We start from the raw sequence: 13,123 nt of genomic DNA, 5'->3' as shown, positions 1-13,123 counted from the left end.
TTGATTGGTTCTTTTTCGGTACAATTTTGTTTCTCGTTTGTTTCTCAATATCGACCTTTATTCATATCTTTGCAACAGAAACAAAATTATGAAGGGATCGATATGCCACGAGTAAAGAAGCCTACAAAAGTAAAAGAGCCTGTCCGCCTTCGGACAAAGAAGCTGGCAGATGGAAGCCAAAGTCTGTATCTTGATATATACCGTTTCGGAAAACGAACATACGAATATCTTAAGTTGTATCTCATTCCGGAAACGGATAACAATGCCCGTCGGCAGAATCAGGCGACTATGAATGCCGCCAATGCCATCAAGTCCAAACGTATTATCGAGCTGACCAACGGCGAGGCCGGTATAGAAACCAAAGAGAGAGTTTACCTGCTTGACTGGATGAATACCTACAAGGAGAACCAGGCCAAGCGTGGCAAAAAGGACGGTTATCAAATTGACATCACTATACGCATCTTGAAGGATTATGCGGGAGAACGTATGTTGATGGATCAAATAGACAAGACATTCTGCCAGAATTATCTTGACTACCTTCAGTCCGAATACCGTTCCAGAGGCAAACGAGTGTCGAATTACACACTGCATACTTATTACCGGGTATTGAACGGAGCCTTGAATGCGGCTGTCAGGGCCGAGATCATCAAGTCCAATCCTTTCACGAAAATCAGCAAGTCGGAAAAGATCCGTCTGCCTGAAAGCAAACGGTCATACATGACCATTGAAGAGGTGCGTGCATTGATCGCAACCCCGATGAAAAATGAATCCGTGAAAGGTGCCTATCTGTTCTCTTGTTTCTGCGGTCTGCGAATCAGTGATATAATCAAGTTGCAATGGAAAGATGTATTCGTTGATCGTGGACAATACCGTCTGTCGGTTTCAATGCAGAAAACCAAGGAACCGATTTATCTTCCGCTTTCCCCGGAAGCGTTGAAGTGGATGCCTGCGCGTGGAGACAAAACTCCTGATGACCATGTGTTTGACCTGCCGTCCCCAGCAATGGTCAATATTCTTATCAAACCATGGGCAAAAGCGGCGGGAATAAACAAGCGTTTTACATTCCATACGGCGCGGCACACGTTCGCGACGATGATGCTGACACTCGGAGCAGACTTATATACGACATCCAAGCTGCTCGGCCATGCTGACGTGAAAATGACACAGGTGTACGCCAAAATCATCAACCAGAAAAAGGATGATGCGGTCAACCTGGTCAACGGATTGTTTGAGTGACCAATGATATACCATATCATGTCAAATTTACAAGTAGATATTTTAAGGGCGTCATCGATTGCAGATACAATCGAAAAACGATACCTTTATGATGATATATTATTATAAACCAATAAAATGTAAATCGACATGACAAGAGCTGACAAAGGCCTTCTCTCTTTTTGAGGGGAGCAAACACCCGCATCACATTGAATCGGCACAGGACGTGGCGGAAGAACTTTTCGCCCTGCTTACCGAAGCAAAAACAGTTTATCTCCAGGAGGTCAAAATCCACGGCAAACAGTATCGCCGTTATGTGGAGGATTTTGTGAACAGTCACCGGTATATTGACTGCGATAACGCGGTCTGTCGGAACTGCCACGAAATGAACATCCACATCGTCAAGGGACTGCTGACCGACTGCCCCTACCTTATCCAACCGCTTTTTTCCGCCCCGAGCCTCTCTTTCGAGGAGTGCATGGAACTAAAGCGGAAGTATGACACATCGGAACTGGCATCTTCCGATTGTAATCCGGCAAAGTTTTCATTTCTTTCTTTTGACTGCAGTCTTTCGCGCAAACAACTGGCCGGTATCGTTTCTTGCGCCAATACTTATCATCTGTTCTGTTCTCCCGTAACTATTGACGACATGGAATCTCTCTTCTCCTGCAAGATAGGTTTCTGTCTTCGGGTGAACAGCGTGCGCCGTGTGGCTATCCTGTTCGATGCCCTTCTTGAGAATTCATTCATTCAGCCTTACTGGCAATCAGTCCTCGAAAGAGGGCGTTTCCTGCAATCCAAGGACGGCTCGCACTTCATATCCGCAACGAGCATATCCACCACGCTTTCGTTGGTCAGGAACAAAATGACTTCAACCGCTTACAATATCAGAAAGTTTGTAAGCCAACTGAAGGAATGAAAGGAAGTGCTAAGAAGTCAACCATGTGAAAAGCAAAAGTATGATAACTGATATGCTACCAAACCGGTATCATACTGTCATCCAATGCTTTTAGATATTCACACTCTACCTTTGCCTCTGTATACAACGCGTTACAAACAGAGGTGCATCTCTTATTGTCTAATTTAATCACGAATAATATGTCCAACAGATTGACATTCATGGAAAGGTTGAGCGAACGGCTCACGGCCCTTGAAGCGATTATCCGGAAATTGGAACCGGTCGAGAGCTTTCTGGAACGGGTGGAATTGCTGGAAAAGAACATTTACGCGACCAAAAAGGTCTTTACTTTTTCGGAAGCCTGCATGTACATCGGGGTATCAGAAAGTATGCTGTATAAACTTACGGCCAACAAGGAGATTCCTCACTACAAGCCTCGCGGCAAGATGATCTACTTTGCCAAGGAGGAACTGGACGAATGGCTCCTGCAGAATCATGAACTTGCCGTCGATGATGCCACGCGGATGGCACACGAGGCGGCAGCAGTACAACCCTTCTTAAACGAGAAACGCCATGGAAAACGAAAGAAGAACTGACCAGAAGACGGGAATGGGATTGGAAGAGACCCGTCTGTCAGATATTCTTTCAGCTTCCCAAATCAAGGCGACGGATACATACGAGACCCCGCCGCAAATTATCTGGATTGACAATTCGACCATAGCGACTCTCGGCAATTTCAGTGCATCGACCGGCAAGGCAAAATCCAAGAAGACATTCAATGTCTCCGCCCTTGTCGCCGCTTCCCTGGCAGGTAAGCAGGTGCTGAACTACCGGGCGCATCTGCCGGAAGGCAAACGCCGGATCCTGTATGTCGATACCGAGCAGAGCCGCTATCATTGTCACACGGTGCTGGAACGTATTCTGCGTCTGGCCGGGCTTCCTACCACAGCAGACAGCGAGAACCTTGATTTCATCTGCCTGCGGGAGTATTCTCCGACAGTCCGTATAAGTGTGATAGACTATGCCCTTCGTCAGGGTAAAGGTTACGGGCTGGTTATCATTGACGGTATCCGCGACCTTATGCTGGACATCAACAGCACCAGCGAATCGGTGGAGGTAATCAACAAAATGATGGAATGGTCCTCTCGTTACGACCTGCATATCCATTGCGTGCTGCACCTGAACAAAGGGGACAACAATGTACGAGGCCATATCGGTACGGAGATGAGCAACAAGGCGGAAACAGTACTGGTCATCAGCAAATGCAACGAGAATCCGTCTGTCAGTGAAGTCCATGCCCTGCATATCCGGGAAAAGGAGTTCAAACCCTTCGCGTTCACCGTGGACGACAACGGGCTCCCGGTCATCGCCGAAGGGCACACGTTCGGTGACACCCCGAAGCCCAGGCAACGGACAAGCTTTACGGAGCTGAGCATCGAGCAGCACCGGGAAGCCCTTTCCGCTGCCTTTGACGGCAAACCCATCAGGGGCTTTGAGAATGTACTGCAACGTCTGATCGCCTCTTATGAAAACATAGGCTTCAAACGTGGCCGCAGTGTCATGATAAAACTGCTGCAGTACCTGACGGACAACCTTAAACTTGTTGTCAAGCAGGACAAGCTGTTCTACTATGACATGACCCCCGCGGAAGCAAGGCTTTTTGATGAAGAATGAAGCCGGGCGCGGGCATATATATTTCAGTTTACTTTAGTATGTATATATATAGGGAATAAAACTAAACTAAACCATTTCCGTGTGAACAAGTGAAAGAAAACAGCCATGACTATAGAAGAAGCAAAACAGGTACGCATAGTGGACTTTCTGGCGCAGCTCGGCCACCATGCGCAATACGTTAAATCGGATCAGTACTGGTATCTCTCGCCGTTAAGGGATGAGCAGTCGCCGTCGTTCAAGGTCAATGACCGGTTGAACGAATGGTATGATTTTGGGGCGGCCACCGGAGGCGACCTCGTGGAATTGGGTAAATACCTTTACCAGACTGAAAGTGTAAGCGAGGTACTGGCATACATCGGGCGGCATTCCAGCGATATGCCTTTGCCGAAAGTCCGTTTCCAGGCTCTTCCGCCCCGTCCCGTGGAATCGGATATGAAAAATCTGATTGTCGTCCCGTTACGGCATCACGCGTTATACTCTTACCTTCAGTCCCGGAAAATAGATGCTGACATAGGACGTATGTTCTGCAAGGAAATCCATTATGAATTGCGTGACCGGCATTATTTTGCCCTCGCGTTCGGTAATGTTTCGGGCGGATATGAAATGCGCAACGCCTATTATAAAGGATGTATCAAGAACAAGGACATCTCCCTGATCGGACATCAGTGCGGAGAGATACAGGAACGGGTCTGCGTGTTCGAGGGGTTCATGGACTTTCTGTCTTACCTGACATTGAAGCAGTCATGCAACTGGACCATTTGTATAGACCAGCCTTGCGACTACCTTGTCATGAACTCCGTAAACAACCTGAAAAAGGCATTGATGTACCTGCAGAGATACCTGCATATACATTGTTATCTCGACAACGACCTTGCCGGGCAAAAGACCGTGGAAACCATAGCCGGACTATACGGCGAACGGGTCAGCAACGAAGCTGTCCGATATAGCGAATACAAGGATCTGAATGATTGCTTGCGAGGCAAGAAACGCTGACCTAAAAAAAAGCGAATCTGCCAATGGAAGCCCTCCTGAACGGAGGGCTTTTTTTATGCCCTGACTTCTTCATTTTTCCCGTTCATTAAGGCGATATAGTACGATTTTATAGTACGATTTTCAAAATCGATATAAATCTTGTAAAGAAAACATCCGTTTAATACACAATTATTTCGTAGTTCGAAATTCTCCTTTTTTATTTGTGAAATCAAACTAATACAAAATTCAATATCCATACTAAAAGATATGAGATCATATTTCATTTTTGCCATTGTTCTGACGGTCGCGTACCTCATTTATTACGCGGTCATCATTATGCAGGATCTCTATGGAAAAAGGAGAACCGGCAAGACAGAGGAGGAAGTTTTCGACCTCGGCACACTGGAGGACGAAGAGAGTGTTGCCGTGAGCGAGAGTGAAACCGGGTTCCGTGTCGGCAACGAGCAATACGATACTGAAACAGCATCAGGCGGCGATTCTGCCACCGACCAGAAGCCGGCGGACAAAAAGCCGGAGACAAAGGAGACCCCGGAAGAAAGACTGGAGCGTCTCAAAGCCAAGGCGGAGGAAAAGATGGAGGAAACCACGCCCTACCTGTCTGATGGCTTCAGTGCAGATGAAATGTACAAGGCGATGCTTTCCAGGGGCAAACTGGAAAATCGTCCGGAGATGGCCTGGAAACCAATTAAAGACAAATTGTAGCATGTCGATTAAGCAAAAGATAGTATGCCTGTTAATTCTTGTACCCTATGCGGCTTTCGCCAAGAGCGGCAGCGTGAACTACAGCTGGGGAGCGGATGCGCTGGCCACGATGCACGACTTCGTGGTCACGATGATGCTGTATGTCCTGTATATATGCTACTCCATCGCATCCGTTCTGGTCATCGTGTCCGCCTTCCAGATCTACATCAAGATGAACACTGGAGAGGACGGCATCGTCAAATCCTTTTTATCGCTGCTTGGCGCGTGCCTGTTCATCATCGGGGCCTCCATCGTACTTCCGGCATTTTTCGGTTATCGCATATAAGGCTGTTTAACAATCCAATACATAAATATTAACTCAAAAACGATCAAGTATGTTTCAGAAAGTAAAACAAATGTGCCGAAAGGCAAAAGGATTCATCCAAGGTGTTTCCACCAAAGTGAAGATGCTTGCACTCACTTTGTTCTCTGGTACCACGGCAATGGCCCAGAGTACGGCCGGCGACTATTCAGCCGGTACTACCGCACTATCTACCGTGGCGGAGGAAATTGTCAAGTATGTACCAGTCATGGTCAAGCTCTGCTATGCCATCGCCGGTGTAGTCGCCATTATCGGCGCCATCTCCGTTTACATCGCCATGAACAACGAAGAGCAGGATGTCAAAAAGAAGATCATGATGGTGGTTGGTGCATGTCTTTTCCTGATTGCAGCAGCACAGGCTCTTCCTTTGTTTTTCGGCATTGACGCATAAAAGTACCGAGGGATGAAAAGCAAGGAAACACGTTATCCGGACTATCCGCTGTTCAAGGGGCTGCAACGTCCTCTTGAAGTGATGGGATTGCAGGGCCGCTACATCTATTGGGCGGCAGGAACGGCAGGCGGAGCCATCGCGGGCTTCATAGCCGCTTACTGCCTTGCCGGATTCGTGGCCGGACTGGCCGCGCTGACAGTCATTCTGTCGGTGGGCATCGTGCTAATCATCTTCAAGCAGCGGAAAGGTCTGCACAGCAAGAGAACGGACCGAGGCGTGTTCGTCTATGCCTACTCGCGTAAGGTCTGACAAAATTAAACCATCACAGCAATGTGTGGCTATATTGAATGTTGAACGCGGGTAGGTTCGTATGAGATACGGGCCTACCCCTATTTAATTGAACGTATATTGAAATGACCCTATACATTATCCTGATTTTCGTTGCCTTATGCGCGGGTATGGCCATATCCGTCCATGCGTTCGGTACCGGAGGCAAGCGCAAGCGTATCTTCCAGGACATCTATTTCTCGGTGGAAGACACGGAAGGCGTGGGTGTCCTGTACACCAAGACGGGCGAATATTCCGCCATGCTGAAGATCGAGAATCCGGTACAGAAGTATTCGGCGAACATAGACAGCTACTACGATTTCACGCATCTGTTCTCCGCCCTTGCCCTGACCTTGGGAGAAGGTTATGCCATTCACAAGCAGGACATCTTCGTGAGGAAGCGTTTTGTCAACGAGGATACCGGGAAGCAGGAGTTCCTTTCTGAATCGTATTTCCGGTATTTCAAGGGAAGGGCGTACACGGACAGCATGTGTTACCTGACCATCACGCAGGAAGCCAGGAAAAGCCGCCTTTTCTCGTTCGACAACAAGAAATGGCGTGATTTCCTTGTCAAGATCCGCAAGGTACAGGACCAGTTGCGGGACAGCGGCGTGCAGGCGCGTTTCCTGAACAAATCCGAGGCAAGCGATTACGTGGACCGGTATTTCGCCATGAACTTCAAGGACCGTATTATCTCGATGACGAACTTCAAGTCGGACGACGAGAGCGTCTCGATGGGTGACAAGCGCTGCAAGGTGTACAGTCTCGTGGACGTGGACTGCATCTCGCTGCCTTCGATGATCAGACCCTATACCAATATAGAAGTGAACAACACGGAAATGCCCGTGGATCTTGTCTCGGCCATTGACAGCATTCCGAATGCCGATACAGTGGTCTATAACCAGGTCATCTTCCTTCCCAACCAGAAGCGTGAACTTTCGCTGCTGGACAAGAAGAAGAACCGGCACGCGAGCATTCCCAACCCGAGCAACCAGGCAGCGGTCGAAGACATAAAACGTGTACAGGAGGTGATTGCCCGCGAGAGCAAGCAGCTCGTGTACAGCCATTTCAACCTTATAGTGGCCGTGTCCGGCGATACGGACCTGCAGAAGTGTACGAATCATCTGGAGAATGCTTTCGGTAGAATGGGAATCCATATTTCCAAACGAGCCTACAACCAGCTGGAGCTGTTCGTCGGCTCGTTCCCGGGCAACTGCTACAGCCTGAATGAAGAGTATGACCGGTTCCTGACCCTATCGGACGCGGCGATGTGCCTGATGTACAAGGAACGTGTGCAGCACAGCGAAGACACCCCGGTGAAAGTCTATTACACTGACCGCCAGGGAGTGCCTGTCGCCATCGACATCACCGGCAAGGAAGGCAGACAGAAGCTGACGGACAACTCGAACTTTTTTGCCCTCGGGCCGAGCGGTTCCGGGAAATCCTTCCACATGAACTCTGTCGTGCGCCAGCTGCACGAACAGGGTACAGACATCGTAATGGTCGATACCGGAAACTCCTACGAGGGATTGTGCGAGTATCTGGGAGGCAAGTACATCAGCTACACGGAGGAACGCCCCATCACGATGAACCCGTTTCGTATCCACAAGGAAGAGATGAACGTGGAAAAGACCGGCTTCCTAAAGAATCTTGTCCTGCTGATCTGGAAGGGCACGCAGGGAACAGTCACGAAGACGGAAGACCGTCTGGTGGAAAATGTAATCACCGATTATTACGATGCGTATTTCAACGGCTTCGACGGCTTCACGCCCATGCAGCGGGAAGACCTGAGAAAAAGCCTCGCCATAGACGAACGCAACCGTGACGGGAACCGTGAGGAAAGCGAGCAGGAACGGAACAGCCGTATCGAGTGCATGATAGACGAAATGGAACGCAGGCGCAAGGAGTTGAAGGTGGAAGAACTCTCGTTCAATTCATTTTACGAATACTCCGTCCAGCGTATTCCGGACATCTGTCACGAGAACCACATTTCGGGCATAGACCTCTCGACTTACCGCTACATGATGAAGGACTTCTACAGGGGCGGCAACCATGAAAAGACCCTGAACGAGAACATGGACAGTTCGCTGTTCGACGAGACCTTCGTGGTGTTCGAGATTGACAGTATAAAGGATGATCCGCTGCTGTTCCCGCTTGTCACGCTGATAATCATGGACGTGTTCCTGCAGAAGATGCGAATCAAGAAGAACCGCAAGGTGCTTGTCATCGAGGAAGCCTGGAAAGCCATTGCCAGTCCGCTGATGGCCGAGTACATCAAGTTCATGTACAAGACGGCCCGTAAGTTCTGGGCCAGCGTGGGCGTTGTGACACAGGAGATACAGGACATCATCGGCAGTGAAATCGTTAAAGAGGCCATCATCAACAACAGCGACGTGGTGATGCTGCTTGACCAAAGCAAGTTCAAGGAGCGTTTCGACACCATCAAGGCCATTCTCGGGCTCACCGATGTTGACTGCAAGAAGATATTCACGATCAACCGTCTGGACAACAAGGACGGCCGTTCGTTCTTCCGGGAGGTATTCATACGAAGGGGAACGACAAGCGGCGTGTATGGCGTGGAAGAGCCGCATGAATGCTACATGACCTACACGACCGAACGTGCTGAGAAGGAAGCCCTGAAACTCTACAAGAGGGAGCTCCGGTGCAGCCATCAGGAAGCCATCGAAGCCTATTGCCGGGACTGGGATGCCAGCGGCATCAGCAAGTCCCTGACATTCGCCCAGAAGGTCAACGAGGCCGGACGGGTACTGAACCTGAAAGCAAAACAATAAAATCAGATACAATGGGAAAATTTGATATAGACCGACCTATAGCGGAACTGTTCAGTGTTGAGCCTTACGCTCTCCGCATCCGCAACGTGTGCAACAGCCACGATATTGCCACCATCCGGGAACTGTGCCTGCACAGCAACTGGGACTTGCTTCATTTCCGCCATTTGGGGGAAAGGAGCATCGCGCACATGGAAGAAATGCTGGGCAATTTCGGATTGCGACTGGGCATGACCGAAGAGGATCTGGACGCATATATGAGATTTGAAACCGAGGATGACAAAGACGTCACTACCATCATGCGTTTCGAGGAATCGGAGGAGGTCAAGTGGGACCAGCGCCGGTATGAAGTAGCCAGAGACCTGTATGTCAGATACAGGGGTCTGTCCCCATACGAGGCTATGGAGGAAGCAGAGAAGCTGATACTGGCCCTGCAGGGAGTACCTGAGAAGAACAACCGCAGCAAGCGGAGAGGTAATATTTTCAACCGTTGAACAGAATGAACATGAAGCGACTGTCACTTGTCTTTGCAGTTCTGCTGCTTGCCTTCACGCAGCATGTCCACGCCCAGTATTACAGCGTGAACTATGACGCACGTACCGTGGCGGCAATGGCAGCCGCGTTCGGTACGGAGGTCGTGGCTGAAAGCTACTACCGTGAGCAGGTCGATGACATCCTGAAGCACTATACGGCGGCGGAGGTGGCGGCAGCCGGAATTTTCTCTTCCAAATTTCTGGAACACAAAGCACTCTCGGACCTCGGTATCTGGTGTAGCAGCACGGAAAACTACTATTACCGCCGTATCTACCACATGGTGGCCGACAAGATCATACCGAAAATCTGGGTGGTGGCAAAGCAGATGCTTCACTCCCCGCAGACAGCGATCCACTGGGGTAGCTACCTGATGAAGGTGTGCGATGAGACGAAGAGCCTGTGTATGCAGTTCGAAAGCGTTGTGACAAACAGTACACTTTCGTTCTCGGACATCGCTTTTCTGGAGATCAACAGCGAGGTCGTGCCTCTGCTGAAACTTTCGGAACTGGGCGGTATAGACTGGCAGCGGATGCTGGACGATTTTTCCCGGATTCCTGACCGCTTTACACGGGAGAACCTGCAAAGCGACCTTGACAATCTCTACAATCTGGGTGTCGGTCTGGCAACGGCCGGTGCGGGTAATCTCGGCGATGCCCTGCTGCCTGAAAGTATGTTCCATAACCTGCTTTCGGGCAAGGTCAGCGAGATTGCCAACCTGTACGACCATTACTCCGGCCTGTTCGAGGAAGCGGAACAAGGTATCGGGAACCTGCTGCTGGACAAGATCGGCGGTCCTGACAACGTGGCCGGCCTGTTCGAGTTCGGGGATTACGACCTTGCCGGCTGGATCAGTGACTATATAGACGACGAAGCCGGGACTTATTACACGCAGCGCTGGTACATCGCCAGACGTGACCAGGGCAGCGTGTCATTGTGTGACTATTACCCGCCCACGGACGACAACAGCATCCTGAACGGCGGTGAGTGGACCCGTTTCGAAACGAGCGACCCCGGTTTTTATCCCAATGCCTCGCAGCGGGAACAGGCTCTCTCCAACTCGGAACGATATGCCGGATGGTCGAGAAACCGTGTACAGCAGCTCAACAACCAGAATGACGGCAACACTTACAGCATCAACTACTGGCAGAACGCCTACATCATCAGCCGCGGCGGCAAGCAGACAAAGAAGGCTTACGCCTACGAGATACATGTCAAGAAAAGCTGGAACCATGAGGAAATCGTGTATGAAGAGATATTCGATTCCTACACTATGGATCTGGAGACCTTCAAGGCGCAGCTCAATGCCCGTCTGTCGGAATTCAACGAAAACGAGGACGGCTATGTCTATTACATAGCTTCCGACGCGTGGAACTACTATCAGGCAACGGATGCCGCCAAACTTAAAGGATGCGAGAGCGTGACCATCAGCGTCACCTGCTCGGACGGGGCTACTCTGGGCCAAGGTTCGACCCAGTACAAATGCAGGAAATGCGGCGGTTCACCCAATGCCCATACCAAGGATTGCTCCATGCAGACCTCCGTGACGGAAAATGAACTTGACTTTTCGGAATTGGATGAGCTGATACGGGAGGCAGACAACCAGGTAGCCATGCTTCAATCACAGATCAAGGCACTGGAGGATGAGAACAAGGAGCTGCTGAAGAAAATATCCGAGGCCAGTGTGGAGGATGCTGCCGTTTACAGGCAGCAGTACAACGCCAACCTGACGCGTATCGGAGAGTTGAAGGCAGAACTGGCCGAGTGGCAGAAGAAACAGAAGGAATACGCGGATGCGAAGCAGGAAGCGGCAAACGACAATGACGTGCCGACGGACGACTACTACCGTATCCCGGCCATCATGCAGGACTGCAAGACTGCCTACAGTCTGTCGTGGCAGGACGGCGGTTCGTGGAACGGATACACGTTCGTCCGCAAGGCGACCATGCCGAATATAGACGGCGAGATAACTTTCAAGGCAACCATCAGCATAGCACGCAAGCCGAAATACTTCCTCGGCATCAAGATTCACCGTGCCATTGTACAGATCAGCTGGGAACTGACCTCGCAATACACCGACACGTATGTGGCCGACGTGCTGACATTCGACCCGGACCTTCCGGAAGAAGAAAAAGAGCGGATCGTGAATGAACGTATCGCGGAAATCGCCCGGGAGCATCCGTCATGCAAGATCACGACGGAATATGCCCGTACCACCCCGATGGAAGATACCTCTACCGGAGAGGTGTACCACCTGCTGTGGTCAAGTGACCGTCTTGAAATCGCGCGTGAAGTGGATTCCCGGATTACGCAGATATACGCCGACCTGGTATCCCTGGAAAAGATGATGCATTACAAGCGCAGCATCATCGACGTGCTGAAGGATGTCCTTCCGGATCTGAATATGGACGAAGGGCGACGCCTCACTCTCGTGGAAGAATGCCATGACCGTTGGGTGGAAAACGCCCGTAGCCTGCGAAGCGGGAGAAAGGAGGAAAGACCATGAAACGGGCCTTGCTGATAACCATAGTGCTGCTTGCACTCCTGCCTGATGTCGTCAAAGCACAATGGACATTCGACGTGGTGTCCGTTGAAGCCTATATCAATGACCATAAGAAGCAGCGTAGCTTGTTGCTGGCCCGAAGTACCCTTGAGTACAGCAACCAGCTGCTGCACGAATACAGCCGCAAGGAGGTCGGCGAATACAAGGAACTGAATATCGACCTTGACCGGTACACCCGTGCCTTTGATGTCATTGATGTGATGTACCAGTCGTTACGCACGGTATTGAACGCAAAGAACACCTACAATACGGTAAGTGACCGGATAGCGGACTACAAGTCGATGCTGGAGGCATTTCACGAGAAGGTGCTGAAACGCGGACGCATCGAACCCTCCGACGCCCTGCTCATCACCATCAACGAGAAAGCCATACGGGATATAGCCCATGACGGGGAGCAACTCTACAAGTCGGTCAGCGACCTGGCGCTGTATGCCACGGGAGCGGCGGCCTGCTCCACTTCGGATCTGCTGATGGTGCTGGAGGCCGTGAACAGGTCTCTGGACGACATCGAACGGCATCTGAACCGGGCCTATATGGAGACCTGGCGATACATACAGGTAAGAATCGGCTACTGGAAGTCGAAGATATACCGTGAACATACCAAACAGGAGATAATTGAAGGAGCCTTCGGACGTTGGCGCAACTCCGGAAGGCTGGATTACTAACGATAAAAGGGAAA

At 50.4% G+C, this 13,123-nt stretch carries 13 protein-coding genes; all 13 read left to right on the top strand.

Going from position 1 to position 13,123, the window contains the following annotated elements:
* The first annotated feature begins 102 nt into the window (after positions 1–102).
* Positions 103–1,236 carry a site-specific integrase gene (locus KTG12_RS16205; RefSeq protein ID WP_005807062.1) on the top strand — a complete coding sequence of 378 codons (1,134 nt, stop codon included), beginning with the start codon at positions 103–105 and terminating at the stop codon, positions 1,234–1,236.
* A 205-nt stretch (positions 1,237–1,441) separates the two neighbouring features.
* Positions 1,442–2,134: a hypothetical protein gene (locus tag KTG12_RS16200; RefSeq protein ID WP_008781591.1), complete on the top strand. Its 693-nt coding sequence runs from the start codon at positions 1,442–1,444 to the stop codon at positions 2,132–2,134.
* 179 nt (positions 2,135–2,313) lie between these two features.
* A complete protein-coding gene (locus tag KTG12_RS16195; protein WP_005807064.1) occupies positions 2,314–2,709 on the top strand; it encodes a helix-turn-helix domain-containing protein in 396 nt (131 codons plus the stop codon).
* Positions 2,687–3,787, top strand: coding sequence for an AAA family ATPase (locus tag KTG12_RS16190; RefSeq protein WP_005807066.1), 1,101 nt, complete (start codon positions 2,687–2,689; stop codon positions 3,785–3,787). Before KTG12_RS16195 ends, KTG12_RS16190 begins: the two co-directional genes overlap by 23 nt.
* Before the next feature lie 105 nt (positions 3,788–3,892).
* The gene (locus KTG12_RS16185) at positions 3,893–4,780 is read left to right on the top strand and encodes a toprim domain-containing protein (protein ID WP_005807068.1); all 888 of its coding nucleotides are present in this window, start codon (positions 3,893–3,895) and stop codon (positions 4,778–4,780) included.
* A 246-nt stretch (positions 4,781–5,026) separates the two neighbouring features.
* Positions 5,027–5,482: a hypothetical protein gene (locus tag KTG12_RS16180; RefSeq protein WP_005807070.1), complete on the top strand. Its 456-nt coding sequence runs from the start codon at positions 5,027–5,029 to the stop codon at positions 5,480–5,482.
* A 1-nt stretch (position 5,483) separates the two neighbouring features.
* Positions 5,484–5,807 carry a DUF4134 domain-containing protein gene (locus tag KTG12_RS16175; protein WP_005807072.1) on the top strand — a complete coding sequence of 108 codons (324 nt, stop codon included), beginning with the start codon at positions 5,484–5,486 and terminating at the stop codon, positions 5,805–5,807.
* Positions 5,808–5,856: 49 nt separating this feature from the next.
* Positions 5,857–6,234: a DUF4134 domain-containing protein gene (locus tag KTG12_RS16170; RefSeq protein ID WP_005807074.1), complete on the top strand. Its 378-nt coding sequence runs from the start codon at positions 5,857–5,859 to the stop codon at positions 6,232–6,234.
* 12 nt (positions 6,235–6,246) lie between these two features.
* Positions 6,247–6,543, top strand: a complete 297-nt coding sequence (locus tag KTG12_RS16165; protein WP_005807076.1) for a hypothetical protein — start codon at positions 6,247–6,249, stop codon at positions 6,541–6,543.
* A 104-nt stretch (positions 6,544–6,647) separates the two neighbouring features.
* A complete protein-coding gene (locus tag KTG12_RS16160) occupies positions 6,648–9,353 on the top strand; it encodes a helicase HerA domain-containing protein (RefSeq protein WP_005807078.1) in 2,706 nt (901 codons plus the stop codon).
* 11 nt (positions 9,354–9,364) lie between these two features.
* Positions 9,365–9,844: a DNA-directed RNA polymerase subunit alpha C-terminal domain-containing protein gene (locus KTG12_RS16155; RefSeq protein WP_005807080.1), complete on the top strand. Its 480-nt coding sequence runs from the start codon at positions 9,365–9,367 to the stop codon at positions 9,842–9,844.
* 5 nt (positions 9,845–9,849) lie between these two features.
* Positions 9,850–12,387 carry a hypothetical protein gene (locus KTG12_RS16150; RefSeq protein WP_005807083.1) on the top strand — a complete coding sequence of 846 codons (2,538 nt, stop codon included), beginning with the start codon at positions 9,850–9,852 and terminating at the stop codon, positions 12,385–12,387.
* Positions 12,384–13,109 carry a hypothetical protein gene (locus KTG12_RS16145; protein ID WP_005807085.1) on the top strand — a complete coding sequence of 242 codons (726 nt, stop codon included), beginning with the start codon at positions 12,384–12,386 and terminating at the stop codon, positions 13,107–13,109. Before KTG12_RS16150 ends, KTG12_RS16145 begins: the two co-directional genes overlap by 4 nt.
* Positions 13,110–13,123 lie beyond the last annotated feature (14 nt).

The organism is Parabacteroides sp. MSK.9.14 (assembly GCF_019041495.1).
Lineage (GTDB): Bacteria > Bacteroidota > Bacteroidia > Bacteroidales > Tannerellaceae > Parabacteroides > Parabacteroides merdae.
Note: the sequence above shows the minus strand (reverse complement) of the source record. Positions and strands in the feature narration are given on the sequence as shown.

What these genes read in the sequence shown, in the direction of transcription:
- KTG12_RS16145 (WP_005807085.1), top strand. Translation starts at nt 12,384, where the DNA reads ATGAAACGGGCCTTGCTGATAACCATAGTGCTGCTTGCACTCCTGCCT.
- KTG12_RS16160 (WP_005807078.1), top strand. Translation starts at nt 6,648, where the DNA reads ATGACCCTATACATTATCCTGATTTTCGTTGCCTTATGCGCGGGTATG.
- KTG12_RS16175 (WP_005807072.1), top strand. Translation starts at nt 5,484, where the DNA reads ATGTCGATTAAGCAAAAGATAGTATGCCTGTTAATTCTTGTACCCTAT.
- KTG12_RS16170 (WP_005807074.1), top strand. Translation starts at nt 5,857, where the DNA reads ATGTTTCAGAAAGTAAAACAAATGTGCCGAAAGGCAAAAGGATTCATC.
- KTG12_RS16150 (WP_005807083.1), top strand. Translation starts at nt 9,850, where the DNA reads ATGAACATGAAGCGACTGTCACTTGTCTTTGCAGTTCTGCTGCTTGCC.
- KTG12_RS16155 (WP_005807080.1), top strand. Translation starts at nt 9,365, where the DNA reads ATGGGAAAATTTGATATAGACCGACCTATAGCGGAACTGTTCAGTGTT.
- KTG12_RS16165 (WP_005807076.1), top strand. Translation starts at nt 6,247, where the DNA reads ATGAAAAGCAAGGAAACACGTTATCCGGACTATCCGCTGTTCAAGGGG.
- KTG12_RS16185 (WP_005807068.1), top strand. Translation starts at nt 3,893, where the DNA reads ATGACTATAGAAGAAGCAAAACAGGTACGCATAGTGGACTTTCTGGCG.
- KTG12_RS16190 (WP_005807066.1), top strand. Translation starts at nt 2,687, where the DNA reads ATGGAAAACGAAAGAAGAACTGACCAGAAGACGGGAATGGGATTGGAA.
- KTG12_RS16180 (WP_005807070.1), top strand. Translation starts at nt 5,027, where the DNA reads ATGAGATCATATTTCATTTTTGCCATTGTTCTGACGGTCGCGTACCTC.
- KTG12_RS16195 (WP_005807064.1), top strand. Translation starts at nt 2,314, where the DNA reads ATGTCCAACAGATTGACATTCATGGAAAGGTTGAGCGAACGGCTCACG.
- KTG12_RS16205 (WP_005807062.1), top strand. Translation starts at nt 103, where the DNA reads ATGCCACGAGTAAAGAAGCCTACAAAAGTAAAAGAGCCTGTCCGCCTT.